We start from the raw sequence: 24650 nt of genomic DNA on the forward strand, positions 1-24650 counted from the left end.
CTGTGAGGAACCGACAACCGATGCGCAGACACCCTCTCTCCCTGTACACCTTGCTGACCGGCGCGCTGGCGGTGATCCTGGCCGCCGCGCTGAGCCTCACCGTCACGGCCGAGTCCGCCCGCGCCGCCACCACCACGGTGCGCGCCGAGTCGTACGCGGCGCAGTCCGGCGTGGTCCTGGAGGCCACCGCGGACACCGGCGGCGGGCAGAACGCCGCCTACCTCGCCAACGGCGACTGGCTGCGGTTCGACAACGTCGACCTCGGTCCGGCCGGCCGCCTGACCCTCTCCGCCCGCGTCGCCTCCGACGGCGGCACCGGCTCGCTGGAGCTGCGGACCGGGAGCCTGACCGGCCCGCTGCTCGGCGTCATCCAGCTCGCCCCGACCGGCGGCTGGCAGACCTGGGTGACCCGCTCCACCGACGTCACCACCCACCCCACCGGCGCCCAGACGGTGTTCGCCGTGCTGCGCAGCGCCTCGCCCGACAACTTCGCCAACCTCAACTGGCTGTCGTTCACCGGCGCGGGCGGCGACACCGGCGCCGGCTGGGTCCCGGTCGACCAGGCGAAGTGGAACGCGCAGCTGGCCCAGTTCCGGGCGATGACCCCGGCTCCGGTGCCCGCGGACAACGTGCGCGTCCCGGAGTTCAACGCCACCTGCACCTACAGCCACTCCAAGCCGGACGACCCGATCGTCTTCCCGGGGCTGGCCGGCGCCTCGCACATGCACAGCTTCTTCGGCAACAAGGGCACCGACGCCTTCACCACCACGCAGAGCCTGCTCGGCAACACGGCGACGAGCTGCACCCCCGCCAAGGACCTGTCCGCGTACTGGATCCCGACCCTGTACGACCGGGGCGCGGCGGTCGAGCCCGAGGGCATGATCGTGTACTACGGCTCCCGGCTGCCGGACACCACCGCGACGGTGCCCTTCCCGCAGGGCTTCCGGATGATCTCCGGTGACGCCCGGTCGCAGGTGGCCACCCCGGCGGGCTCGCCGAACCAGTTCTGGTGCGCGGGCGCGGGCGGTGAGATCGGCCGCAGCGCCGACGGCAACTGGCCGATCTGCGCGCCGACCGCCAAGCTCACCTACCAGCTGGTGTTCCCGGACTGCTGGGACGGCAAGAACCTCGACAGCCCGGACCACAAGTCGCACGTGGCGTTCACCTACGACGGCAAGTGCAGCGGCGCCTACCCGGTCGCCATCCCGAACGTGTCCTTCGTCTTCACCTACCCGACGACGGGCGCTTCCGGGGCCCTGTCGCTGGCCTCGGGCATGGCCTCGTCGATCCACGGCGACTTCTTCAACGCCTGGGACAACGACGCGCTCGGGCACCGGGTGAAGGACTGCATCATCCAGCGCGCCAAGTGCAACTCCGCCGGGACCTTCTGATCCGGCGGGCGCGCTGACGAACGGGTGAGCGCGCCGACGGGGGACGGCACCGCACCAGAGGTGGCCGCCGCTCACCGACCCGGTGGGCGGCGGTCACTTCACGGCGTAGGCGCCGCCGTCGATGTCGTCGAGCAGGGTGGGGCCGGTGGGCTCCCAGCCGAGCAGGGTCCGGGTCGCGTCGGAGGAGGCGGCCAGGTCGAGGGCGAAGAAGGTGCCGATCCACCCGAAGTGGCCGGCGACGTCGGCGGGCGGGATCGAGGCGACGGGCAGGTCCCAGGCACGGCCGATGGCCTCCGCGATGGCGCGGGTGGGGACGCCTTCCTCGGCGACCGCGTGCAGCTTGGCGCCGGGCGTGGCCTTGTCGAGGCCGAGCCGGACCATGCGGGCCGCGTCGTCGACGTGCACCGCGGCCCAGCGGTGGGTGCCGTCGCCGGGGTAGCCGGAGACGCCGGTACGGCGGGCCACCTCGGCGATGATCGAGATGAAGCCGTGGTCGCCAGTGCCGTGCACGGTCGGCGCGAAGCGCAGGCTCACGGTGCGCACGCCGCGGTCGGTGAACTCCAGGGCGAGGTTCTCGCTGCCGCCGCGCGGGGCGTCGGGGCCGTGGAACGGCGACGGGTCGCTCTCCAGCGCGGGACGGCCCTGGACCAGTCCGGCCACGCCGGAGGCGAGCAGGAACGGGCGGTCGCTGCCGGTGAGGGTCTCCCCGAGGGCCTGGACGGCGGCCCGCTCGGCGGCGGCGGTCCCGGCGGGGTCGGACCAGTCGTGCTTGTTGGCGAGGTGGACGACCGCGTCGGCGGCGTCGGCGCCGTCGCGCAGGGTGTCGAGGTCGTCGAGGTCGCCGCGCCGGACGAGGGCGCCGCGCGCCTCCAGGGCGGCGGCCGAGGTGTCGGAGCGGGCGAGGCCGGTGACCTCGTGCCCGTGGTCCAGCAGTTCCCCGACAACGGCGCGGCCGATCCAGCCGGAGGCTCCGGTGACGAATACACGCATGACATGACTCCTTCGGCGACGGGACGCGCGGCGGGTGCCGCCGGGGCCGCCCCGTCTGGTGATGTCTGTGACTGACGTCAGCCACAGACATCACTGTAGACCTGGATGTCAGTTCCTGTCATCCCTAGAATCGGACCATGACACGTTGGGCACCGGGCACTCCGGAACGGCTCCAGGAGGCCGCGCTCGCCCTGTTCGCCGATCGCGGCTACGAACAGACGACCGCCGCGGACATCGCACGCTCCGTCGGCGTGACCGAGCGGACCTTCTTCCGGCACTTCAGCGACAAGCGCGAGGTCCTCTTCGAAGGGCAGCGGCAGCTGACGGAGGCGTTCGTCTCGGGCGCCACGTCGGCGCCCCCGGACACGCCGCCGCTGGAGATCGTCGCGGGCGCGCTGCGGGCGGCGGCCGCGGTCTTCCCCGACGGGCGCAGGCCCTACGCCCGTGCCCGGCAGGCCGTCATCGAGCGGAACCCGGCGCTCCAGGAACGCGAGCTGCACAAGCTCGCCGGGCTCGCCGCGACCCTCACCGAGTCGCTCCGGGCCCGGGGCGTCGCCCCGCTGACGGCCGCGCTGGCCGCCCAGTCGGGGATCACGGTGTTCGGCCTGGCGTTCACCCAGTGGATCGCCGAGGGCGAGGAGCGCTCGTTCGAGGCCGTCACGGAGCACACTCTGACGGAACTGCTCACCCTGACCGCAGGCGCTGCCGGGGCGGCACGGCGGGACGAGGGCTGACCCCCCCCCGGCCGCCCCCAGCCCCCGCCGGAGGGGTGGCGGCTCAGCGCGGGTTGCCGCGCGGCTTCAGCGCGACGGGCGGGAGCACGGGGGCGGGCAGCGGGTCGCCGTCGTAGCCGCGGACCGCGCCGAACCGTCGGCCCTCGGCCCAGTCCGCGCGGGCCCGCGCGATCTCCTCGGTCGTGCGGGCGACGAAGTTCCACCACATCACGATCTCCTCCTCGAACGGCGGGCCGCCGAGCAGGACCGTCCGGGCCGGTGCGGCGGTGTCGTTGGTGAGGGTGACGGTGCCGGACCCGGCCGCCAGGAAACCGAGTTGGGCGGGGCGCAGCGGTGTACCGGCGAAGCCGACCTCGCCCGCGTCGACCAACAGGCCGTGCTCGTGGGCGGGTTCGACGGCGAGCGTGACGTGCGCACCGGGCTCCAGGAGGATCTCGGCGCCGAGGAGCGGGGTGAACGTCGGTACGGGCGAGGTCGATCCGGCGAGCGAGCCGAGGAAGACGCGGATCTCGGCGCCGTCCGTCCGGACCGGCTCCGGCACGTGGTGGCGGAAGTCGGGCGGGGTGTCGCGGTGGGCGTCGGGCAGCGCCACCCAGAGCTGGACGCCGTGCAGGAGGGTGGTGCGCGGGGTGGAGACCTCGGAGTGGCTGATGCCGTGGCCGCCGGTCATCAGGTTCAGTTCGCCGGGGCGGACCAGGGCGTGGCTGCCGAGGCTGTCGCGGTGCTCGATCTCGCCGCTGAACAGCCAGCTCACGGTCTGGAGTCCGGTGTGCGGGTGCGGGGCGACGTCCATGCCGCCGGACACGGCGACGTCGTCGGGGCCGTAGTGGTCGGCGAAGCACCAGGCGCCGATCAGGGAGCGGGTACGCTGCGGCAGCGTCCTGCGCACCGTCATCGCCCGGGGTCCGCCGAGCGGCACGTCGCGCGGGGTGAGGATCTCGACCTTGCTCACTGTGGGCCACCTCTCGTCCGTCCCGGTCCCACCCTGGACCAAGAATGTTTTATATTCAACTATGACGCGACGGATCTTCATCGACAAGCAGAGCCCCGACGCCTACCAGGCCCTGGTGAGGACCTCCGAGGCGGTGCGCGCGACGGCCGCCGCCGCCGGGCTCGACCGCACCGTCGTGGAACTCGTCGATCTGCGGGTCTCGCAGCTCAACGGCTGCGCCTACTGCCTCGACCTGCACACGAGGGCCGCCCTGCGCGGCGGTGAGACGACTCGGCGGCTCGGCGTGCTGGCCGCCTGGCGGGACACCGCGCTGTTCACACCGGTGGAGCGCGCCGCCCTGGCCCTGGCGGAGGCCACCACCCACCCGGCCGAGGCCGACGCCCAGGAGACCGCGTACGCCGAGGCTCGCGCGGTCCTGACCGACGACCAGATCTCGGCGGTGATCTGGGTCGCGATCACCATCAACGCCTTCAACCGCGTCTCCGTCCTGAGCAAACACCCCGTACGCGGCTGACGGACCGCCCCGCCTCGGGCCCGCCCCGCCTCGGGCCCGCCGCGCCGCAGGCCTGCTCCCGGCCCGGCGTGCGGCGGGGCGCGCGTCCTGAGCCGAGGGCGCCCGCGCTCCCCCGTCACCCGTTCTCGTGGTGTTCACGCCCGTCCGCCCGGCACCCGCGCCCCGATGCCGTAAGAAGGTGGCGTCCACGCCGGTCCGGGGACGGGGAGTCCGTGACACCTGGTCAGAAGCCTTTACGCGTAAGCCGGTCGGGGTCCGCCCTGCTGACGGTCCTGGTCTCGCTGGCCGCGACGCTCCTCGCCGGGGCGGGCCCGGCCGGGGCCGCCGACGGGACGCCCGTCGCCCCCGGCGTCACCTACCGGGAGTACGACCTGCGCGCCGCCGCGGGCACCACCCACGTCCACCTGCTCACCGTCGACCTGTCCCGCCCGCGTGTCCGGCTCGGGCTGCTGCACCCCGGGAAGGTCGCCGCCCGCGCGACCGTGTCCCGGCTCGCCGCGCGGCAGGGCGCCGTCGCGGCGGTCAACGGCGACTTCTTCCACATCAGCGAGGCCCAGCACCCGGGCGTCGCCGTGACCGGCGCGAGCGTCGGCCCGGCGGTCGCGGACGGCACGGCGCTCAAGGCGGCCGTGCCGCGGGGGCAGCGGTTCGGGCCCGCGCTGCCGCCGGGCACGGCCACCGACGCCGTGCTCGGCGTGGGCGAGGACGGCCGGGCCCGCCTCGACCGGCTGACCCTCACCGGCACGGTCTCCGTCCCCGGCCGCCGCCTGCCGCTGGGCGGGCTCAACCAGTACGCGCTGCCCGAGAACGCGATCGGCGCGTTCACCTCCGGCTGGGGCGAGGCCTCGCGGCAGCGCGCCACCTGCGGCACCGACACCGACCGGGCGGCCCCCTGCGTCACCCGGACCTACGAGGTGACGGTGCGCCGGGGCCGCGTGGTGTCCGGTGCCCGCACGCCGGGCGCCGGGCCGATCCCGCCGGACACCACCGTCCTGGTCGGCCGGGAGACGGGCGCGGCCCGGCTGCGCGAACTGGCGGTGGGGACGGCGGTGACGGTGCGGTACGGGCTGGCCCCCGCGTCGGGACGCGCCCTGCGGTTCGCCCTCGGCGGGCATCCGCTGCTGACCGGCGGCCGTCCGCTGCCGGGCCTGGACACCCGGACCTCGGCGGTGCGCACCGCCGTGGGGATCGCGGATGACGGACGGCGGGTGCTGCTGCTCGCGGTGGACGGGGCGCCCGCCCACCGCCGGGGCCTGACGGTCGCCGAGGTCGCCGCCGAACTGCTCGCCCGCGGCGCGAGCGAGGGCTTCGGGCTGGACGGCGGCGGCTCCTCGACGCTGGTGGCGCGGGCACCGGGCGCGAGCGGGGTGTCGGTGCGCAACCATCCGTCCGACGGGGCGGAGCGGGCGGTGGCCAACGGGGTCGGGGTGTTCAGCCGCTGACCGGCGGCCCGGCGGGCGGCCCGGCGACCCGGCGGCTCAGGGGCGGAGGCTGCCGACGATGTCGGCGGTGGCCGTGAACGCTTCGTGGAGGGTGGGGGCCAGGCTCGTCCCGGCCAGGAAGAAGCCGAACAGCAGACAGATCAGGGCGTGCGAGACCTTCAGCCCGCCGCCCCGCACGAAGATCACGACCAGGATCAGCAGCAACAGCACCACGGAAATCGAGAGGGCCACGCCCGCCTCCTCCACCCGGGCCGCGGATGACCGTTCACGCGGCATTCGGCCGTCAGTGTGGCGTAGGTGCCGGTTCGTCCGGGTGACCGACCCGTGGGCCGAACGAGTGGTGTCCGGCCGCCGCCGTCGCCCGCCGGGTCAGCGGCACGACCGCCACCAGCGCCAGGAGGACGGCGGCGAGTCCCGCGCGCAGGCCGAGGAGCTGGGCGAGGGCGCCCACGACCGGCGGGGCGAGGAGGAAGCCGCCGTATCCGAGGGCCGCGACGCGGGCGATGGCGTGTTCCGGGGTGGTGTCCGGCAGGCGGGCGGCCGTGGCGTAGGCGAGGGGGGAGACGAGGGAGACGCCGAGACCGGCGAGGGCGAAGCCGGTGATCGTGACGGCGGGCAGCGGGGTGAGGAGGGCGAGCGCCAGACCCGCGGTGGCGAGCGCCGAGCAGACCGTGAGGAGGTGGTGCGGGGCGTGGCGGGAGCGCAGCCGGTCGCCCGCGAAGCGGCCCAGGGAGAGGGTGGTGGCGAAGGCGCCGAAGGCGGCGGCCCCGGCCGCCGGGCCGGTGTGCAGGTCGTGGACGAGGTAGCGCGCCGACCAGTCCGTCAGGGAGCCCTCGGCGACGGAACCGCAGAACGCGGTCAGGCCGGTGAGGAGCAGCAGGGCGGACGCCGGTCGCCGTCGGCGGGGACGGGCGGGGCCGGGTGGGCCGGAGCGGGCCGCCGGGAGGGGACCGGGTGAGGGGCCGGGCGGTGGGCGGGCGTGGTCGTCGGGGCGGAGGGCGGGGCAGGCGGCGAGGGCGAGGAGCGCGCCGACGGCGGCGGTGACGGCGAACTGGGTGCCGTACGGCGTTCCGGCGCGGGTGAGGGCGACCGTGACGAGGGCGGCGGCAAGACCGGCCGCGCTGAACAGGCCCTGGAGCCGGGAGATGAGCGGGCGGCCGGTGTGCCGTTCGAGGAGGGCGGCCTGGGTGGTCTGGGCGACGTCGAGGCCGCCGTTGCCCGCGCCGAACAGGGCGAGGGCGGCGCAGAGTTGCCAGGGGGCGGTGGCGCGGGCGAGGGGGATCAAGGCCGCCGCGAGGACGAGGGCGAAGAGGAGGGTGGTGCGGGGTGATCCGTGCCGCCGGATCAGGCGGGCGCTGAGCTGGAAGGCCGCCACCGCCCCGACCGCCATGAACAGCAGGGCGCGGCCCAGTTCGGCGTGCGAGAGGTCCAGGCGGGCGGCGACGGCCGGGGTGCGGGCGGCGAAGGTGCCGAGGAGACCGCCGTTGACGGTGAAGCAGACGGCGACGGCGCAGACCGGCCCGCGGGGGCTCACTGCCACTGTCCGGCCGGGGGTGCCATGCGGGCACCGGCCAGGCCGCGGTAGAACGAGCCGTCGGGGCAGGAGGTGATCTCCATCTGGAGGCCCCAGGGGGTGGTGAAGTAGAACCAGCGCTGGCCCTTGACGGGGGCGTCGGCGGTGACGTCGTTGGGGCCCTCCATCAGGGTCACCCCGGGGACAGTGGCGAGGTAGGCGTAGGCGGCGTCGGGGTCGTCGACGTAGAGGGCGAGGTGGTGCCCGCCCGCGTCGCTGTTGCGGGGCCGGACGGTGGTGCGGCGGGGGGCGGTGTACGTGAAGAGTTCGAGGTTGAGGCGGCCGAGGCGGACCATGGCGAGCGTGCACTCGGCGCGGGGGTGGACGTCGAGGCGGCGGGTCATGCCGTCGCCGTCGGGGTCCGCGAACGGGCCGTCGCGGAAGACGAGTTCGCCGCCGACGTGGTCGGTGAAGAAGGCGACGGCCTCGTCGAGGTCGGGGACGGTGAAGGCGATGTGGTCCACCGAGCGGAGGGTGGGGATGCCGTGCGGCGCGTTCATGACGGTCCTGGAGGTGAGGAGAGACGGCCGGGGGGCCGCGAAGGGCGGGAGTCCGGGAGGGAAAGAAGTCCGGGCGGGGCGGGAGGTCCTGGAGAGGCCGGAGTCAGGGGGGCCGGGGGTCAGGCGGTGACGTGGCCCGCGTCGGCGACGCGCAGGGCGAGGGCGGCGACGGTGAGGGCCGGGTTGACGGCCGCGGAGGACGGGAAGACCGACGAGTCGACGATCCAGAGGTTGTCCACCTCGTGCGCGCGGCCGTACGGGTCGACGACGCTGTGCGCCGGGTCGGTGCCCATGCGGGCGGTGCCGCACTGGTGCGAGGAGGCCTCGATGCCGAGCAGCTGGGTGAGCGCGACGGGGTAACCCGCCTTGCGGGAGGCGGCCTTCATCCGGGAGACCAGTTCGCGGTGGGAGGAGAGGTTGGTGGGGGTGCGGGCCACGCGCAGGGTGTCGTCGGGGCCGAGGGTGACACGGTTCTCCGGCAGGGGCACGTCCTCGGTCTGGAGGAACAGGTCGAGGGTGCGGTGGGTGACCGCGTCGAGGATGCGTTTGGGCACCATGCGGCGGGCGTTCTTGACGCTGGCCCCCTGGAGTTTGCCGAGTCCCTGGACGTTGCCGAGGGGGTGGCGGTTGTCGGGGCCGGGCCGGTACCAGTCGTTGACGCCGATGGTCTTCTGGAACACCGAGGTGTTGGTGCGGCGCGGGTCGACGGCGAGGAAGAACGACGTCACGTGCGTCATGTAGTTGCGGCCGACCTGGTCGGAGCCGTTGGCGAGGCCGCCGGGGTGCCGTCCGCCCGCCGAACGCAGCAGCAGGGCCGCGGTGTTGGCGGCGCCGGCCGCCACGACGAAGCGGCCCGCCCTGATCCGCAGCGGTGCGCCGTCGCGGACCGCGTGCGCGGTCGTGACACGGCGTCCGGCGCCGTCGGTGTCCAGCCGGACCACCTCGGTGCGGGTCAGCAGCCGCACCGTCGGCGACTCCAGCGCGGGCCGTACGGCGGCCACGTCGGCGTCGCCCTTGGCGTCGACCATGCACGGGAAGGCGTCGCAGGTCGCGCACCACAGGCACGCGCCGCCGGGCCGGTAGTCGATGGCCGTCGGCAGGCTGAACGGGGTGAGGCCCTGGGCGCGCAGGTCCTCCGCGTACCGGGCGACCGTGTCGTCGTGCGGGACGGCCGGGAAGGGGAAGTCCGTGGAGCGCCAGGGGTCGGTCGGGTCCTCGCCCTTGAGGCCGTGCACCCAGAAGATCTCCTCGGCGCGGGCGTAGTACGGCTCCAGGTCCGCGTAGGCGAGCGGCCAGGCCGGGGAGAGTCCGTCGGGGTGGTCGACGTCGCCGAAGTCGTGCTCGCGGAAACGCGGCAGGGTCGCGCCGTACATCTTCGTGCTGCCGCCCACGTAGTGGTAGTTGCCCGGGGTGAATCCGCGTCCGGTGCGGGCCTCGTACCAGGTCGGCGAGTTCTTGTAGCGGCCCTCGATCTGCACGGAACGGGGATTCCAGTTGGCGATCTCGCGGGGCAGGAAGTCGCCCATCTCGATGATGAGGACGCGGGCCCCCGATTCCCTGAGCGCGTAGGCGAAGGTGCCGCCGCCCATGCCCGATCCGATCACGGCGATGTCGCATTCGATGTCCGCGGCGGGGTTCTTGACGACGGACGGTTCGGTGGGCCCGAAGACGTCGTTCATGGTGTGCTCCTCATTCGTGGGAGCGACCGGCGGCTCCCTCGCCCACGCTAGGTCGCGGAAGGCCGCCGGGACGGCGCACAGCCTGTGCAATTCCGGGGCGGGCTATTTCCCGTTCTGTGCAGCGCGTGCGGCATCGCGCGCGGGGTCGCGGCCGTCGGTCTGGTCGAGGAGGTCTTTTCCCCGGAGCGCGAACAGCAGGTCCTGGCGGACGGAATTGTCCTCGACGGTGCGGCCGAGGAGGGTGTCGATGCGGTCGAGCCGGTAGTAGAGGGTGCGGCGCTGGATGAAGAGCTGTTCGGCGGTCTGGGACTTGTTGCCGTCGTTCTCCAAAAAGGCGCGCAGGGTCGGCAGGAGGGGGTGGGCGGAGCCCGCGTCGTGGCGCAGGACGGGGCCGAGTTCGTCCTCGACGTAGTTGGCGAGTTCGGGCCCCTGGGCGAGGGAGACCAGCAGGCGCAGCACGCCCAGGTCGTCGAAGCGGACGACCTGGCGTCCGGTGCGGGAGGCGGCGACGGAGGCGGCGCTGCGGGCCTGGCGCAGCGCGGTCGGCAGGTCGCGGGGCGGGCAGGGGCGGCTGAGGCCGGCGCAGACGGCCTCGCGGGTCAGGCGGCCGTGGACGGCGGGCTCGTCCTGCGGGCGGGCGAGGCCCGCGACGGCGACGACGTCCTCGCCGACCTCGGCGATCACCGCCGGGACGGTGAGGGCGTCGCAGGCGGCGGCGATCCGTTCCCGCTGCTCACCGGCGGGCGCGCTCTTCGCGCCGTACGCGACGACGAGGGAGCGGCCCCGGAGGTCCTTGCCGAGGCGCAGGGCGCGGGTGATGAAGGAGTCGCCGGAGAGGTCGCCGAGCAGGAGCCGGTTGACCAGGGCGTTCTCCCGGTGGGCGGCCTGCGCCTTGACCTCGCGGGCGCTGAGCACGCTGACGGCGATGGCCTCGGCGGTGCGGTCGATGGCGTGCCGGTCGACGTTGTGGAGGACGTCGGTGTCGTGGACGACGTGCAGCCAGCCCCAGGGCTCGCCGCGGATGACGACGGCGCGGCGGGTGCACTGGGCGGTGTGGCCGACGGCCCGCCCGTCGGGGGTGACGAGCGCGGCGGAGGTGAGGGTGACGGCGGCGGCGTCGCCGCTGTGCAGGACACGGCTGTGGGTGTCCCAGGCGCTGACGGCGATGTCGGAGACGTCGGTGCCCGCGGCGTAGGCGACGACGCGGCGGGAGGAGTCCTCCAGGATGACCGGCCAGGCGATCTCCTCGGCGAGCGCCTGGGCGAAGGCGACGTTGTCCCGGCCGGCGAGGAGCAGCCGCATGACGGTCTCGTTGAGCCGCTCGTACGCGGTGAGTTCGACGATGCGCTGGTCGACGAGGCGTTCGTGGACCTGGGCGGAGACCTCCACGAACGGCAGTTCGCCGTCGAGGCCCACGAGGGGGAACCCGAGCCGGGCCGCCTCCTCGACGAGGGGCCGCGGCATGGTGGTGTAGGCCCGGCCGCTGAGTTCGAGGATGAGGACGGCGGCGCCCGCCGCGGCGATGTCACGGACGTAGGCGCGCTGCGCGTCGGCGGTGTGGGCGATGCCCAGTCCGGCGGTGAGGAGGAGTTCGCCGCCGGTGAGGAAGCGGGCGATGTCCGGGATCTCCACGGGGTGGACCCAGCGGACGCCGCGGTGGAGCTGCGCCTCGCCCGCGTACACCGTGACCGGGACGCGGGAGAAGACCTCCAGCGAGAGAGCGCCTTCCACCGTGAGAGACACCGTGCACCTTTCCGTCTGCGCACCCTGTGCACCGGATCGACGAACGCTTGCACACTGCGAGTCTAACTCCGGCTCCTGTGCGCCGACCATACTCGGTGAATACCGCGGGAGATCAAGAGCGGCGGGAAAGTGAATTCTCTTTCCGGCGCTCCGAGTTCGCCACGTTCCCCGTTTCCGCGGGCCGATCGGCCGATTCCGTCGCGGCCTTCGGAACCGTTTTTCCCTTTCCCCGCGGTCCGGGCCCGGCGGTCCCCTCCGGTTCGCCGCCCACCCCCCACGCTCCCACCCGCTACCGTTCTATGAGAAGGAGCGTCCCGTGTCATCACCACGATCGTCCGGAAGAGATCCGGGAAAGACGTCCGAGGACGACGCGCATCTGAAGAGCCTCGGTTACGAGCAGAAATTCCATCGCGGAGTGAGTCTCTGGTCGAACTTCGCGCTCGGATTCCTCTACCTGTCGCCGTTGGTCGGTGTCATCGCGCTGTTCGGGCAGGGGCTGTCGACCGCCGGGCCGCCCGTGGTCTGGTGGATCGTCATCGCCGCGGGCGGGCAGTTCCTGGTGTCGCTGGTGTTCGGCGAGGTGGTCGCGCAGTACCCCATCGCGGGCGGCCTCTACCAGTGGGCGCGGCGGCTGTGGAGCGGCCCGTACGCGTGGATGCTGTCGTGGATCTACATCGCCGGTGTGATCATCGGCATCACCACCACGGCGATGTTCAGCGCGGACTTCGTCGCCGCCCTGCTGCACAACTCGGCGGACGCGGTGTCGACACCGGGCGAGAAATTCCTGATCGCGATCGTGGTGACGGTGGTGGCGCTGGTCCTCAACGCCACCGGCAGCCGCACGCTGGCGCGCATCGCCCGGGTGGGGCTGGCGGCGGAACTGGCGGGCATCATCCTGTACGGCCTGTATCTGCTGGCCTTCGAGCGGCACAACTCGGTGTCGGTCTTCTTCGACACCATGGGCACGGGCGGCACGGGCGGCTACGCGAGTCCGTTCCTGGCGTCGGCGCTCGTCGGTCTGCTGCTCTTCTACGGCTTCGAGGCGTGCGGTGAGGTCGCCGAGGAGACACCGGACCCGGGGCGGTCCATCCCGCGCTCGATGCAGATGACGGTCCTGATCGGCGGGGCGGCGGCGCTGTTCTCGTTCGCCGGGTACGTGCTGGCCGCCCCCGACCTGCGGGCCATCGTGGACGGGGAGGTCGCCAACCCGGTCATCGCGATCCTGCGGGACTCCACCGGGTCGGTCGGCACCAACCTGTTCCTGCTCATCGCGCTCACCTCGTTCCTGGCCTGCGTGATGGGGCAGCAGGCCGCGGCGAGCCGGCTGATCTTCTCCTTCGCCCGCGACCGGATGTTCCCGCGCGCCGCCTGGTTCTCCAAGGTGTCCTCGCGGACCCACGTCCCGGTGAACGCCCTGATCACCGCGAACGTCCTGCCGCTGGTGATCTACGGGTTCATCTACTACTCCCCCGACGCGCTGTTCCGCATCGCCTCGTTCCAGATGCTCGCCGGGTACTTCGCCTTCCAGATGGTCGTGCTGGCGTCGATCCGGGCGCGGTCGCGGGGCTGGCAGCCCGCCGGACGGTTCTCCCTGGGCCGGGCCGGATGGCCGGTGTCGCTGGCCGCGCTCGCCTACGGCGTCTTCGCGATGGTCATGCTGGCCAAGCCGTCCGGGGACGCGGACCTCGCCTTCTACGACCGCTGGATCTCCCTCATCGGGTTCCTGGTCGTGGCGCTCGTCGGCCTCGTCTACATGCTGGTCGCCAAGCCCTACCGCGCCTCGGACGCGCCGGAGGGCGACGCCGTCGAGATGGCGGCCCGCATCCGGGCGCAGGCGTCCCCGCCGGGCCGGGTGAGCCCCCCGGAGCCGACACCGGCCGCGGAGGCCTGAGGGTTGCGGAGGCCTGAGAACTGCGGAGGCCCGGAGGTACGGGCCCTCCTCGCGGGCCCGGCGCACCGGCCGTGACGTGTCCGCACCGCTCCCCCTGAACGGGGGCGGTGCGGACTCGCCGCGTGCCGGACGGGGCGCGGGCGCGGACAGGGCCGGGGCGGAACGGGGCTCAGGTCCGGTCGGGGCTCAGGTCCGGTCGGGGGTCCGGTCGGGGCGGGTCGGGGCCGTGCGGATCACGGGCTGGTCGCCGCGCGGACCGTACAGGTGGAGGATCTCGACGGCCTCGTCGTGCGCGGGGCCGAACCAGTGCGGCTCGCGGGTGTCGAACTCGGCGACCTCGCCGGGACGCAGCACGGTCTCGGCCGCCCCGAGGACGAGCCGCAGCTCGCCCGCGAGGACGTACAGCCACTCGTAGCCCTCGTGGGTGACCGGTTTGGGCTCGCGCGGGGAGAGGACCTGCTTGAACACCTGGACCCGGCCGGGGTAGCGGGTGAGCGGGACGAGGACGCTGCCGTCGCCCCGGCGCAGGGGCGTGAGGTGGACCCGGGGGTCTCCGCTGGCGGGGGCGGCGACCAGCTGGTCGAGGGCGACGCGGTGGGCGCGCGCGAGGGGGATGAGCAGGTCGAGGGTGGGGCGGCGGTGGCCCGTCTCCAGGCGGGAGAGCGTGCTCACCGACAGGCCGGTCGTCTCGGCGAGTGCCTCCAGGGTGAGGCCGCGGTCCCGGCGCAGGGCGCGCAGCCGGGGCCCGATGCCGTCGAGGATCTCCCGTACGTCCGTGTCCGTGCCGCCCACGCCCGTGGGGGCGTCCGTGTGCGGGGCGCCGCTGTCCGTGGCGTCCGTGCCTGTCGCGTCCATGGCTCCATTTTGCGGGGTCCGCAAAAGCGCTGGGCGGGGGCCTGTCGGCGGGCCGAGCCTGACGGGGCCGGGCCTTCCCCGCGCCACGTCCCCGTGCCGAGAGGCGGATCATCCATGACCACGACGCGTTCCCTCGCCGCTCCCGCGCCTCCCCCGGTGCTGAGTCCGCGTCGGCGGTGGGCGGTGCTGGGCGTCTGCTGTCTGAGCCTGTTCCTGGTGGGGCTCGACACCACCGTGGTGAACGTGGGCCTGCCCGCGATCGGGCGCGGACTGGACACGGGCACCCGCGGCCTGGAGTGGACGGTCAACGCCTACACCCTGGTGATGGCGAGCCTGCTGATCTCCTCCGGCGCGCTGGCCGACCGGTTCGGCCGCCGCCGGGTGTTCCGGACCGGGCTCACCGTGTTCGGGGTGTCCTCGCTGGTGTGCGCCGCCGCGCCGTCGGTGGGCGTGCTGGTCGCGGCGCGCGCCGTGCAGGGGGTCGGCGCCTCGATGCTGAGTCCGGTGGCGCTCGCGATCGTCGTGAACGCCATGCCCGATCCGCGGGAGCGGGCGCGGGCCATCGGGGTGTGGGCGTCGGTGTTCGGGCTCAGCATGGCCGCGGGGCCCGTCGCGGGCGGCGCCCTGGTGGACGGCCTCGGCTGGCGGGCGGTGTTCTGGATCAACGCGCCGGTGGTGCTGCTCGCCCTCGCGCTGAGCGCCGTCTTCGTGCCGGAGTCGCGGGCGGCGCGGCCCCGGCGGCCCGACCTGCCCGGCCAGGCCCTGCTGACCCTGGTGGTGGCGTCGTCCGTCGGCGCGCTCGTCGAGGGGCCCTACGTCGGCTGGACGGCACCGTTCACGCTGGGCGCCTACGCGGTGTGCGGGGCGGCGGCCGTCGCGTTCGTGGCCGTGGAGCGGCGGCGGGCGGAGCCGCTGATCGACCCGCGGCTGTTCGCGCGGCCCGCCTTCGTCACCGTGGTACTGGGCGCGGTGGCCGTCTTCGTCGCCCTCAACGTGACGCTGCTGATGAACACGCTGTACCTCCAGGACACGCGGGGCTGGACGGCGCTGGACGCCGGGCTGGCGGCGCTGCCGATGGCGGCCGGGGCGGCGCTGTGCGCCCCGCTCGCAGGCCGCCTCGTCGCGCGGAGCGGGCCGGGCCTGCCCCTGGTCCTCGCGGCGAGCGCCTTCACGGCGGGCGGACTCTGCCTGGTCCGCCTCGGCCCCGACACCGGCGTCGCGCTCCTCCTGGCGGCCCACCTGCTGATCGGCACCGGCTTCGGCTTCGCCAACGCCCCGCTGACCACCACGGCGGTCGACACCCTCCCGCCCGACCGGGCCGGCGTCGCCGGGGCGATCACCTCGACGGCCCGCCAGCTCGGCGCCGCCCTCGGCATCGCCGCGGCGGGCGTCCTGCTCGCCGGCACCACCCCCGCCCACCTGCCCCGGGCCACCCACCCCGGCTGGCTCCTGGTCACCGGATGCGGCCTGTTCCTCCTGGTGGTGGCCCGAGCCGGGACGCGGACGGGGAGGCGTTGACGTGTCCGCGCCCCGGCCGGGTGGCACGCGGCGACTGAACCCACGCCGACACGCACCGGTCCGGGGGCGCCTGGCGGGGGCGGGGCCCGGCCCTGAGAGACCACGCTGACGGACGCGGGGAGAGCAGCCGCCCCTGCTTCCCGCTCGGGCCGGGCCACGCCCGCACGCAGCGCCCCGCTCATCGCCCCGCTCGGCCCGGCGCGGCGCCCCTCACAGGCGGGTCGACGCGCAAGGGTCCCAGGGCAGGGTGGCGTTGCCGTGGCGGGCGGCCCGGAGGTCGCCGGAGCGGGCGTGGCCCTCGAAGTGCTCCAGGCGGGAGAGGCGGGCGCACGCCTCGCCGAGGGCGGCGCTGCTGGCCGGGTCGCGGACCTCCTGGTAGGTGACCGTCTTGAGGAACTTGCCGACCCAGAGGCCGCCGGAGTAGCGGGCGGCGCCGAGGGTGGGCAGGACGTGGTTGGTGCCGATGACCTTGTCGCCGTAGGGCACGCAGGTCTGTTCGCCGAGGAAGAGGGCGCCGTAGTCGTGCATCTCGGTGAGGGCGCGGCGGGGGTCCTCGGTGAGGATCTGGACGTGCTCGGAGGCGAAGGTGTCGGCGAGCCGGTAGGCCTCGGTGAGGTCGTCCACCAGGTGGACCTGGCCGTGGTCGCGCCAGGCGGGGGCGGCCACGGCGGCGGTCGGCAGTCCCGGCAGCAGTGCCTCGACGTGCCGCAGGACGGCCCGGCCGACGCTCTCCGAGGTGGTGATCAGCACGCACGGGGAGTCGGGGCCGTGTTCGGCCTGGCTGAGGAGGTCGACGGCGATCGTGAAGGGGTCGGCGGAGGCGTCCGCGACGACGAGGGTCTCGGTGGGGCCCGCGAACAGGTCGATGCCGACCTCCCCGTAGAGCTGGCGCTTGGCCTCGGCGACGTACGCGTTGCCGGGGCCGGTGAGGAGGTGGACGGGGTCGACGGTCTCGGTGCCGAGGGCGAGGGCGGCGACGGCCTGGACGCCGCCGAGGACGTAGATCTCGTCGGCGCCCGCGAGGTGCATGGCGGCGACGCTGACCGGTGGCGGCGCGCCCTCGCTGGGGGGTGTGGTCGCGGCGACGCGCGCCACCCCGGCCACCTTGGCGGTGAGGACCGTCATGTGGGCGGAGGCGGTCAGCGGGTAGCGCCCGCCGGGCACGTAGGCGCCGGACGCGTGGACGGGGAGGTGGCGCTGGCCGAGGAAGACGCCGGGCAGGGTCTCGGTCTCGAACTCGCGCAGGGAGGCGAGCTGGGCCTCGGCGAACCGGCGTACCTGGGTCTGCGCGAAGCGGAGGTCGTCCAGGACGGTGTCGGGGACCCCGGCGACGACGGCGCGGACCTCGTCGGGCGAGAGGCGGAACGACGTCGGGGACCAGCGGTCGAAGAACTCCGAGTGGCGTCGCACCGCGTCGTCGCCGTGCCGGCGGACGTCGGCGATGACCGCGGCCACGGTGTCCGTGACCTCGGGGCTGCTGGTCCGGCGGCCGACGGGACCGGCGGCTGCCTTCAGTACATGCGACATGGACGAGAACTCCTCGGATACGGGCGGCGCCGGAGCGGCCGGGGTGCCGCGGGCCGCGGCCGTGTCCCAGCGTGCGCGGCGCCCGGCCGGGGAGGTAGGCACAGTGTGTGCAGCGTTCCGGGGATGTGGTGCACAGGGTGGGTTCCGCCCCCGGGGCCGGGCGCGTCGGCCACAGACCGTGCAGCGGCCGGTGGACGGTTGCACAGGTCGTGTCTTCCGGCGTCCCGCGCCCCGCTCCTAGATTTCGGGGCCCGGACGGGCACCGTCCCGTCGCCGGGGCCGACCGCGAAGGAGCTGCTGATGACGAGGGTCCTCCATCTGTACGGCGGCTGGCCGGGGCACTCCCCCTACGAGGTCGCCGCCTGGACACGCGGGCTCCTGGACGAGCTGGGGTGCGACGTCGAGGAGACACAGGACGTGTTCCGGCTCGACGGCGACCTCACCGGCTACGACCTCGTCGTGCTGGCCTGGAACAACGCGCTGACGACGGAGGGTCTGTCGGAGGCGCAGGAGCGGGGCCTGCTCACGGCGGTCGAGGCGGGGACGGGGCTGGCGGCCTGGCACGGCGCGGGCGCCGCGTTCCGGTCGAGCCTGCGCTACCACCTGCTGCTGGGCGGCGACTTCGTGGCGCACCCGGCGGGCGAGGGGTTTCCCGAGCCGTACACGGTGACCGTCACCGACCCGGAGCACCCGGTGACCCGCGGAGTGCGCGACTTCGAGGTGGCGTCCGAGCAGTACTACATGCACGTCGACCCCAACAACCACGTCCTGGCCGAGACGGTGTTCGGCGGCCGTCCGTGGCCCTGGCTGGCGGGACACCGCTGTCCCGTCGCCTGGGTGCGGCGGTGGGGGCGGGGCCGGGTGTTCTACCACTCGATCGGCCACGCCCCCGGCGACCTCGCCGGGGCCGACGTCCGCCGGTTGACCCGGCAGGGGCTGCGGTACGCGGCCCGCGCCGGGACCCGGGCCGGGACCGGAGATCCCAGAGATCCCAGAGATCCCAGAAAGCAAGGAGAAGGCTCATGACCCACCTGACAGGCGGCCAGGTCGTCGCCCGGCTGCTCAAGCAGTACGGCGTCGAGTACGTGGCGGGCATCCCGGGACACGGCATCTGGTCGTTCACGGACGCGCTGCTGGACCCGGAGTCCGCGATCCCGTTCGTCCAGGTGTTCCACGAGCAGAGCGCCGTGCACCTGGCCGACGGCTACTACCGGGTGGCGGGACGGCCGATGGCGGCCACCGCCTCGATCGGCGCCGGGGCGGCCAACACGGTCCTGGGGCTGGCGACCGCCTACAGCGACTCCACCTCGGTGCTGGTGATCACCGGCGGGCCGCCCACCCACATGCGCGGGCACGGCCTGCTCCAGGAGCTGGAGCGGTACACCGACAACGACTTCCCGAAGGTGGCCGAGGCGGTGTCGAAGCGGCACTGGGTGGCGACGCGGGTGGAGGAGCTGCCGTTCATCATGCACCGGGCGTTCAGCACGATGCTGACCGGCCGTCCGGGTCCGGCGCACGTGGAGATCCCGATGGACGTGCAGGCGGAGGCCGCGGACGTGGCCCTGCACGACCTGACCCGGCGGCTGCCGGTGGGCAGGCCGCAGCCGGACCCGGTGGCGGTGGAGCGGGCCGCGGTGCTCCTCGCGGGCGCCGAGCGGCCGGTGCTCGTGGTGGGCGGCGGCGCGATCACCGCCGAGGCCGCCGACGACGTGCTGCGGCTGGCGGAGAAGTGGTCGGTGCCGGTGGTGACGACGTGGAACGGCAAGGGCGCCTTCCCCGAGGACCACGACCTGTTCGCCGGGAGCATCGGGCAGACGGGGACACCGGTCGGCAACACGATCGCCGCCTCCGCCGACGTGGTGGTCTCGGTGGGCTGCCGGTTCACCGACTGGTCGGCGTCGAGCTACGCGCAGGGCGTCACCTTCTCCATCCCGTCGGCGAAGCTCGTCCAGATCGACATCGACCCGCACGAGATCGGCAAGAACTACCCGGCCGAGGTGGGCATCGTCGCCGACGCGCAGCCCGCGGTGGCCGCGCTGTGTGCCGCGCTGCCCGAGCGGCGGCCCGAACGCGGCGCCTATCTGGGGCAGTTGGCGCGGCTGCGGGAGGAGTGGGAGGAGAAGCTGGCCGGTCGGCGCGACTCCGACCGCTTCCCGTTCACCTCGCAACGCCCGCTCGGGGCGCTGCGCGCGGTGATGGACCGGGACGGCATCGTCGTGGCGGGGTCGGGCAACACGCAGGGGGCGGTGAAGCAGACGTTCCCGGTGTACGAGCCGCGGACCCATCTGACGTCCGGCGGGTTCTCGTCGATGGGGTGGGCGGTCCCGGCCGCGATGGGCGCCAAACTGGCCGCGCCGCACCGGCAGGTGGCGTGCGTGGTCGGGGACGGCGACTTCCTGATGACGGCGCAGGAGATCGGGATCTGCGTCACCCACGAGATCCCGGTGGTGTTCGTCGTGCAGAACAACGCGGGCTTCATGTCGATCCGGGGCGGTCAGCGCAAGCAGACGAGCCGGCACATCGGCACCGAGTTCAACCGGCCCGACGGCAGTCCGTACAGCCCCGACTTCAAGGCGCTGGGGCGGGCGTTCGGCCTGGACTCCTACCGGGTGGACGATCCGGCGGACCTGGAGAAGACGTACCGCAGGGCGTTCGACTCGGGGGCGCCCGCGCTGATCGAGGTGCCCACCGACCGGGACGCGGCCGGGCCGTGGGTGCCGGGCTGGTGGGACTTCCCCGTCCCGGCCTACATCGAGGACGAGCGGCAGGACGAGTACCGGGCGCTGCGGGCGAAGGAGCAGCACCTGTAGGCCTTGTCCGCAGGGACGCCCCCGCGAGGGCCGCGCCGGTGGGTCTCCGTCGGCGCGGCGCGGCCCTCGGGCGGCTCCGGTGTCCTATCCGCGTGCGTCGAGGAAGGCTTCCAAGCCCGCGAGGTCGTCGGTGTTGAGGTGGTCGACCCCGGCGTCGAGGAGCGCGGACCAGAGGGCGTCGCGGGCGGGGCCCGGCGTGTCGGGGGTGGCCCAGAAGCGGACCCGCTGGCCCCGGCCGTGGGCGGTGCGCACGAGGGTACGGAGCTTCTGCCGCTCGACGTCGGGGAAGGCGCCGGTGCCCTGCCAGGTGAAGTGCAGCGTCCAGTTGTCGCTGATGAGGGAGGCGAAGGAGGCGTCGGTGGTGCCGAGGTCGGCGAGGCGGCCGTCGTAGAAGGCGTGGCGGACGGTCTGCGCCTGGAGCGGGACGCGGGCCGCGCGGTCGCCGGAGACGACGGCGGTGACGGGGCCGCGCCGCACCCGGCCGTGGTCGTAGGTGGTGAACAGGTGCCGGTGGCGGCGGAGTTGGCGGTCCAGTGCCGCGTAGGTGGCGGCGCCCTCGGTCTTGAGGTCGACGAGGAGCTGGAGCGGGAGGGGCGAACCCCGATACACGGAGCCGTGGTTGCGGCGGACGCGGTCGGCGAGCGGGGCGAGGTAGAGGGACTCCAGGGTGCGGGCCGGGTCGAGGTCCACCGGGTCGTGGGCGACGAGGAGTTCGCCGTCGACGAGGAAGACGTCGGCCTCGACGCTGCCGAAGCGGTGGTCGAGGGCGTCGAGCAGCGGGCGGGGGTGCGCGTAGTCGTTGTGGGCGTGGGCCTGCCGCAGCGGGCGGACGCCGTGCCTGGTCCCGGCGGCCAGGGCGGTGCCCGCGGGCAGGGCGACCGCGCCCGCGAGGGCGGCTACGGCGGTGGTGAGGGCTCTGCGACGGGTGGTGAGGGCCATGTCTGCCTCCGTGGGGGATGCCGGGGGGTGCGCGGGGGTGCCAGGGGGGACGCGCGGGCCCGGCCGGGGCGGGGTCTCCGGGCGGAACGCCGGGGAACCGCCGGGACGGGCCGCTGCGAGTATGGCGTCCGGGCGCGCCCAAGAGGGCGGTACGGGGCAGGAGTTGGCCGATCGTCCGGCGCGTGTTCACCGGGCGCGCGAAAAAGCCCGCCCCTGGTGGGGCGGGCTCTCCCGGCGGGTCTCGCGGCCGTGACGGCCGGTGGGTCAGGGGGCGGGCAGGTCGATCAGTTCGGCCAGGGACTGCCGGTGGGCGCCCGCGGTGCCGAAGGCGAGGGAGTCGGCCTTGGCGCGCTTGAGGCGGAGGTGGACCGGGTGCTCCCAGGTCATGCCGATGCCGCCGTGCAGCTGGAGCGCCTCCTCGGCGGCCCGGACCGCGACGGGCCCGGCGCAGGCCTGGGCGACGGCGACCGCCACCCCGGTGTCCTCGTCGCGGGCGAGCGCGTCGGCGGCGTTGCGGGCGGCGGCGCGCAGGCCGACGACGTCGAGCCAGAGCTGGGCCAGCCGGTGCTTGACGGCCTGGAAGCCGCCGACCGGCCGGTTGAACTGGTGCCGTTCCTTCAGATAGCGGACGGTCTCGGTCAACGCCCAGTCGGCCAGGCCGAGTTGTTCGGAGGCGAGCAGCCCCGCCCCGGTGAGCAGCGCCCGGTGGACGGCGGGCCCGGCCGCGCCGATCCGGCGGCCCGCGGCGCCCGCGAGGGCGACCTCGGCGACCGGCCGGGTGAGGTCGAGGGAGACCCGCGGGGTGACCGTCACGGCGGGGTCGGCCCGGTCGACGGCGTGCAGCCCGCCGTCGTCGCCGGGCACCAGCAGCACGTCCGCCACGACCGCGTCCGCCACGGCGGTCACCGTCCCGTGCAGCGCGCCCGCCTCGGCCCGTACGGCGGTGAAGGGGGCGCCCGGCGCGGTGTGCAGGCCGACGGCGAGGACGGCGACGGTCCGGCCGGAGGCGAGCCGGGTCAGCAACTCCCCGTCGCCGCAGGCGCGGACGGCCTCGGTGGCGACGACGGCGCTCGTCAGGTACGGCACGGGCGCGACCGCGCGACCGAGTTCCTCCAGGACGACGGCGGCCTCCCGGTGGGTGGCACCGGCGCCGCCGTACTCCTCCGGCACGAGCAGCCCGGCCAGGCCCATGCCGTCGGTGAGCGCCTTCCAGGCGGCGGGGTCGTGCGGGGTGTCCGACTCGGTGCGGGCGAGGACCCCGGCGTGGTCGCAGTGGTCGGCGAGCAGGTCGCGGACGGCGGCGCGCAGGGCCTCTTCCTCCTCCGAGTGGAGCAGGTCGGGCGTGGTGCTCATCGGGCGAGGTCCTTCCAGGGGACGTCCTTGTCGGTGCGCGGCTCGCCGGGCAGGCCGAGGACGCGTTCGGCGACGATGTTCAGCAGGATCTCGCTGGTGCCGCCCTCGATGCTGTTGCCCTTGGAGCGGAGGTAGCGGTATCCGGCCTCGCGCCCGGTGAAGTCGACGAGTTCGGGGCGGCGCATGGTCCAGTCGTCGTACGCCAGGCCTTCCTCGCCGAGGAGTTCGACCTCCAGGCCGCTGATCTCCTGGTTGAGGCGGGCGAAGGACAGCTTCATCCCGGCGCCCTCGGGTCCGGGCTGGCCCTGGGCGAGCTGCTGCCGCAGGCGTTCACCGGTGAGGCGGGCGACCTCGGCCTCCACCCACAGGGTGAGCAGCCGCTGGTGGAGGTCGTGGGTGCGCAGTTCGGGGCGCTCGCGCCAGGTGCGGGCGGCGGGGCCGATCATGCCGCCCTCGCGGGGCAGCCGCATGCCGCCGATGGCGACGCGCTCGTTGTTGAGGGTGGTCTGCGCGACCCGCCAGCCGTCACCGACCTCGCCCAGGCGGTGGCTGTCGGGGATGCGGACGCCGGTGAGGAACACCTCGTTGAACTCGGCCTCGCCGGTGATCTGGCGCAGCGGACGGACCTCGACACCGGGGTCGGTCATGTCGCAGACGAAGTAGGTGATGCCCCGGTGCTTGGGCGCGTCGGGGTCGGTGCGGGCGATGAGGATGGCCCAGCGGGCGAGATGGGCGCTGGAGGTCCACACCTTCTGCCCGTCGACGACCCACGTGTCGCCCTCGCGGACGGCGCGGGTGCCGAGCGCGGCCAGGTCGGACCCGGCGCCGGGTTCGCTGAAGAGCTGGCACCACACCTCCTCGCCGGTCCACAGGGGCCGCAGGAAGCGCCGCTTCTGCTCCTCGGTGCCGTACTGGAGGACGGTCGGGGCGGCCATGCCGAGGCCGATGCCGATCCGCCGGGGGTCGTTGTCGGGGGCGCCCGCGGCGGCCAGTTCGGCGTCCACGACGGGCTGGAGGGAGCGCGGCGCGCCCAGGCCGCCGAGTCCTTCGGGGAAGTGCACCCAGGCGAGTCCGGCGTCGAACCGGGCCCGCAGGAAGTCGAGCCGCCCGGTGTCGGCGACCGGGTGCGCGGCGAGCAACTCGGCGGTACGGCGGCGGAGTTCGGTGGCGTCGGTCATGCGGCGGCCTCGTCCCCGGGGACGACGGCGACCCGGCCGGTGGTGACCCCGTCGGCGACGCGCTGCACGGCCGCGGCGGCCTCGGACAGCGGGACGCGCTCGCTCACCAGGGGCTTGACGGCGCCGCGGGCGGCGAGGTCGGTGAGCTGCTCGTGGCAGTGCTGGACCAGCTCGGGGTTCTTGGTGTTGTACAGGCCCCAATGGAGGCCGAGGATCGCGTAGTTCTTGACCAGGGCGTGGTTGAGGGCGGGGGCGGGGATGGTGCCGCTCGCGAAGCCCACGACGACGATCCGGCCCTCGAAGGCGACGACCTTGGTGGACTGGGTGAACGCCTCGCCGCCGACCGGGTCGTAGACGACGTCGGCGCCGCGCCCGCCGGTGGCCTCCTTCACGGCGGCGATCACGTCCTCGGCGCGCCGGTCGATCACGACGTCGCAGCCCAGTCCGCGGGCGACGGCCGCCTTGTCGGCGCCGCCGACCACGCCGATCACGGTGGCCCCGGCCGCCTTGCCGAGCTGCACGGCCGCGCTGCCGACCCCGCCCGCCGCCGCGTGCACGAGGAGGGTCTCGCCCGCCTCCAGCCGGGCCCGGCGGTGCAGGCCGAACCAGCCGGTCTGGTAGCCGATGTGCAGGGCGGCGGCCTCGGCGTCGTCCAGGGCGTCGGGCGCGGGCAGCAGGGCCGCCGCGTCGGCGACCGCGTACGTGGCGAAACCGCCGTACGGGAGGGCGGGGTTGGCGATGACGCGGCGGCCGTCCTCGGTCTCGCCGCAGATCTCCAGACCGGGGGTGAAGGGCAGCGGGGGCCGCACCTGGTAGTGGCCGCGGATCATCAGCGCGTCGGGGAAGTTGATGTTCGCCGCGCGCACCCGCAGCAGGACCCGGCCGTCGCCGGGCACCGGCCGCTCGGTCTCCGCGAGCCGCATCACCTCGCTCGGCTCGCCGTTCTCGTGCACCTGCCATGCCTGCATGCGGAGCCTCCACGGGACTGCGTCGTCGGACCGGGTCGATCGCATACTAAGCGGTCGCTTGCCGATCAGGGAACCCGCCCCGACGCCCGGCCC

At 74.4% G+C, this 24650-nt stretch carries 21 protein-coding genes; 8 read left to right on the plus strand and 13 right to left on the minus strand.

The annotated features are described in order from the left end of the window. Positions 1 to 20 precede the first annotated feature (20 nt). Positions 21 to 1391: a DUF1996 domain-containing protein gene (locus ACIQPQ_RS30375; RefSeq protein WP_383771221.1), complete on the plus strand. Its 1371-nt coding sequence runs from the start codon at positions 21 to 23 to the stop codon at positions 1389 to 1391. Positions 1392 to 1484: 93 nt separating this feature from the next. Here ACIQPQ_RS30375 and ACIQPQ_RS30380 read toward each other — a convergent pair whose 3' ends face one another. After that, a complete protein-coding gene (locus tag ACIQPQ_RS30380) occupies positions 1485 to 2381 on the minus strand; it encodes an SDR family oxidoreductase (protein WP_401310064.1) in 897 nt (298 codons plus the stop codon). A gap of 137 nt (positions 2382 to 2518) precedes the next feature. Here ACIQPQ_RS30380 and ACIQPQ_RS30385 point away from each other — a divergent pair, with 137 nt between their 5' ends. Further along, positions 2519 to 3115: a TetR/AcrR family transcriptional regulator gene (locus ACIQPQ_RS30385; protein WP_401310067.1), complete on the plus strand. Its 597-nt coding sequence runs from the start codon at positions 2519 to 2521 to the stop codon at positions 3113 to 3115. 43 nt (positions 3116 to 3158) lie between these two features. Here ACIQPQ_RS30385 and ACIQPQ_RS30390 read toward each other — a convergent pair whose 3' ends face one another. Beyond that, positions 3159 to 4010, minus strand: coding sequence for a pirin family protein (locus ACIQPQ_RS30390; protein WP_401310843.1), 852 nt, complete (start codon positions 4008 to 4010; stop codon positions 3159 to 3161). Between the two features lie 118 nt (positions 4011 to 4128). On the opposite strand from ACIQPQ_RS30390, the gene ACIQPQ_RS30395 reads away from it, so the two are divergent. Continuing rightward, complete coding sequence (locus ACIQPQ_RS30395; protein WP_383771213.1) at positions 4129 to 4581, plus strand: carboxymuconolactone decarboxylase family protein; 453 nt, start codon at positions 4129 to 4131, stop codon at positions 4579 to 4581. 212 nt (positions 4582 to 4793) lie between these two features. Further along, on the plus strand, positions 4794 to 6023 hold the full coding sequence (locus ACIQPQ_RS30400) for a phosphodiester glycosidase family protein (RefSeq protein ID WP_401310070.1): 1230 nt from the start codon (positions 4794 to 4796) through the stop codon (positions 6021 to 6023). 36 nt (positions 6024 to 6059) lie between these two features. Here the strand turns inward: ACIQPQ_RS30400 and ACIQPQ_RS30405 are convergent, their stop codons facing one another. The 5 genes from ACIQPQ_RS30405 to ACIQPQ_RS30425 all read right to left on the minus strand — a co-directional run bounded on the left by ACIQPQ_RS30405 (position 6060) and on the right by ACIQPQ_RS30425 (position 11518). Continuing rightward, a complete protein-coding gene (locus tag ACIQPQ_RS30405; RefSeq protein WP_401310073.1) occupies positions 6060 to 6254 on the minus strand; it encodes a hypothetical protein in 195 nt (64 codons plus the stop codon). Positions 6255 to 6306: 52 nt separating this feature from the next. Beyond that, a complete protein-coding gene (locus tag ACIQPQ_RS30410; protein WP_401310076.1) occupies positions 6307 to 7557 on the minus strand; it encodes an MFS transporter in 1251 nt (416 codons plus the stop codon). Continuing rightward, on the minus strand, positions 7554 to 8096 hold the full coding sequence (locus ACIQPQ_RS30415; protein WP_401310079.1) for a VOC family protein: 543 nt from the start codon (positions 8094 to 8096) through the stop codon (positions 7554 to 7556). The genes ACIQPQ_RS30410 and ACIQPQ_RS30415 overlap by 4 nt, the downstream gene beginning before the upstream one ends. Before the next feature lie 119 nt (positions 8097 to 8215). Beyond that, on the minus strand, positions 8216 to 9775 hold the full coding sequence (locus ACIQPQ_RS30420; protein WP_401310082.1) for a GMC oxidoreductase: 1560 nt from the start codon (positions 9773 to 9775) through the stop codon (positions 8216 to 8218). A gap of 102 nt (positions 9776 to 9877) precedes the next feature. Beyond that, the gene (locus ACIQPQ_RS30425; protein ID WP_401310085.1) at positions 9878 to 11518 is read right to left on the minus strand and encodes a PucR family transcriptional regulator; all 1641 of its coding nucleotides are present in this window, start codon (positions 11516 to 11518) and stop codon (positions 9878 to 9880) included. Positions 11519 to 11933: 415 nt separating this feature from the next. Between ACIQPQ_RS30425 and ACIQPQ_RS30430 the strand changes: the two genes are divergently transcribed. After that, positions 11934 to 13409, plus strand: coding sequence for an APC family permease (locus tag ACIQPQ_RS30430; RefSeq protein ID WP_401310088.1), 1476 nt, complete (start codon positions 11934 to 11936; stop codon positions 13407 to 13409). A gap of 186 nt (positions 13410 to 13595) precedes the next feature. Here the strand turns inward: ACIQPQ_RS30430 and ACIQPQ_RS30435 are convergent, their stop codons facing one another. Beyond that, complete coding sequence (locus tag ACIQPQ_RS30435; protein WP_401310091.1) at positions 13596 to 14264, minus strand: helix-turn-helix domain-containing protein; 669 nt, start codon at positions 14262 to 14264, stop codon at positions 13596 to 13598. 114 nt (positions 14265 to 14378) lie between these two features. Here ACIQPQ_RS30435 and ACIQPQ_RS30440 point away from each other — a divergent pair, with 114 nt between their 5' ends. Further along, positions 14379 to 15782: an MFS transporter gene (locus tag ACIQPQ_RS30440; protein ID WP_401310094.1), complete on the plus strand. Its 1404-nt coding sequence runs from the start codon at positions 14379 to 14381 to the stop codon at positions 15780 to 15782. A gap of 210 nt (positions 15783 to 15992) precedes the next feature. Here the strand turns inward: ACIQPQ_RS30440 and hisD are convergent, their stop codons facing one another. Next, positions 15993 to 17309, minus strand: coding sequence for a histidinol dehydrogenase (gene hisD / locus ACIQPQ_RS30445; protein ID WP_401310097.1), 1317 nt, complete (start codon positions 17307 to 17309; stop codon positions 15993 to 15995). A gap of 300 nt (positions 17310 to 17609) precedes the next feature. On the opposite strand from hisD, the gene ACIQPQ_RS30450 reads away from it, so the two are divergent. Next, on the plus strand, positions 17610 to 18335 hold the full coding sequence (locus tag ACIQPQ_RS30450; RefSeq protein WP_401310100.1) for a ThuA domain-containing protein: 726 nt from the start codon (positions 17610 to 17612) through the stop codon (positions 18333 to 18335). Next, positions 18332 to 20119, plus strand: coding sequence for a thiamine pyrophosphate-binding protein (locus ACIQPQ_RS30455; RefSeq protein WP_401310103.1), 1788 nt, complete (start codon positions 18332 to 18334; stop codon positions 20117 to 20119). Before ACIQPQ_RS30450 ends, ACIQPQ_RS30455 begins: the two co-directional genes overlap by 4 nt. An 84-nt stretch (positions 20120 to 20203) precedes the next feature. On the opposite strand, the gene ACIQPQ_RS30460 is transcribed toward ACIQPQ_RS30455, so the two are convergent. From ACIQPQ_RS30460 to ACIQPQ_RS30475, 4 genes are all read right to left on the minus strand, one after another. After that, a complete protein-coding gene (locus ACIQPQ_RS30460; protein ID WP_401310106.1) occupies positions 20204 to 21058 on the minus strand; it encodes a phosphatidylinositol-specific phospholipase C/glycerophosphodiester phosphodiesterase family protein in 855 nt (284 codons plus the stop codon). A gap of 264 nt (positions 21059 to 21322) precedes the next feature. Beyond that, positions 21323 to 22411 carry an acyl-CoA dehydrogenase family protein gene (locus ACIQPQ_RS30465; protein ID WP_401310109.1) on the minus strand — a complete coding sequence of 363 codons (1089 nt, stop codon included), beginning with the start codon at positions 22409 to 22411 and terminating at the stop codon, positions 21323 to 21325. Continuing rightward, positions 22408 to 23589 (minus strand): acyl-CoA dehydrogenase family protein, encoded by a 1182-nt coding sequence (locus ACIQPQ_RS30470; RefSeq protein ID WP_401310112.1) that lies wholly within the window; start codon positions 23587 to 23589, stop codon positions 22408 to 22410. Before ACIQPQ_RS30470 ends, ACIQPQ_RS30465 begins: the two co-directional genes overlap by 4 nt. Further along, positions 23586 to 24557: an NADPH:quinone oxidoreductase family protein gene (locus ACIQPQ_RS30475; RefSeq protein WP_401310115.1), complete on the minus strand. Its 972-nt coding sequence runs from the start codon at positions 24555 to 24557 to the stop codon at positions 23586 to 23588. Before ACIQPQ_RS30475 ends, ACIQPQ_RS30470 begins: the two co-directional genes overlap by 4 nt. Positions 24558 to 24650 lie beyond the last annotated feature (93 nt).

Source organism: Streptomyces sp. NPDC091281, from assembly GCF_044757425.1.
Classification (GTDB): Bacteria; Actinomycetota; Actinomycetes; order Streptomycetales; family Streptomycetaceae; genus Streptomyces.

Coding starts and splice junctions, on each gene's coding strand:
- ACIQPQ_RS30415 (WP_401310079.1), bottom strand. CDS start 8,096: ATGAACGCGCCGCACGGCATCCCCACCCTCCGCTCGGTGGACCACATC.
- ACIQPQ_RS30380 (WP_401310064.1), bottom strand. CDS start 2,381: ATGCGTGTATTCGTCACCGGAGCCTCCGGCTGGATCGGCCGCGCCGTT.
- ACIQPQ_RS30390 (WP_401310843.1), bottom strand. CDS start 4,010: ATGACGGTGCGCAGGACGCTGCCGCAGCGTACCCGCTCCCTGATCGGC.
- ACIQPQ_RS30395 (WP_383771213.1), top strand. CDS start 4,129: ATGACGCGACGGATCTTCATCGACAAGCAGAGCCCCGACGCCTACCAG.
- ACIQPQ_RS30385 (WP_401310067.1), top strand. CDS start 2,519: ATGACACGTTGGGCACCGGGCACTCCGGAACGGCTCCAGGAGGCCGCG.
- ACIQPQ_RS30420 (WP_401310082.1), bottom strand. CDS start 9,775: ATGAACGACGTCTTCGGGCCCACCGAACCGTCCGTCGTCAAGAACCCC.
- ACIQPQ_RS30475 (WP_401310115.1), bottom strand. CDS start 24,557: ATGCAGGCATGGCAGGTGCACGAGAACGGCGAGCCGAGCGAGGTGATG.
- hisD (WP_401310097.1), bottom strand. CDS start 17,309: ATGTCGCATGTACTGAAGGCAGCCGCCGGTCCCGTCGGCCGCCGGACC.
- ACIQPQ_RS30470 (WP_401310112.1), bottom strand. CDS start 23,589: ATGACCGACGCCACCGAACTCCGCCGCCGTACCGCCGAGTTGCTCGCC.
- ACIQPQ_RS30460 (WP_401310106.1), bottom strand. CDS start 21,058: ATGGCCCTCACCACCCGTCGCAGAGCCCTCACCACCGCCGTAGCCGCC.
- ACIQPQ_RS30375 (WP_383771221.1), top strand. CDS start 21: ATGCGCAGACACCCTCTCTCCCTGTACACCTTGCTGACCGGCGCGCTG.
- ACIQPQ_RS30465 (WP_401310109.1), bottom strand. CDS start 22,411: ATGAGCACCACGCCCGACCTGCTCCACTCGGAGGAGGAAGAGGCCCTG.
- ACIQPQ_RS30455 (WP_401310103.1), top strand. CDS start 18,332: ATGACCCACCTGACAGGCGGCCAGGTCGTCGCCCGGCTGCTCAAGCAG.
- ACIQPQ_RS30435 (WP_401310091.1), bottom strand. CDS start 14,264: ATGGACGCGACAGGCACGGACGCCACGGACAGCGGCGCCCCGCACACG.
- ACIQPQ_RS30440 (WP_401310094.1), top strand. CDS start 14,379: ATGACCACGACGCGTTCCCTCGCCGCTCCCGCGCCTCCCCCGGTGCTG.
- ACIQPQ_RS30450 (WP_401310100.1), top strand. CDS start 17,610: ATGACGAGGGTCCTCCATCTGTACGGCGGCTGGCCGGGGCACTCCCCC.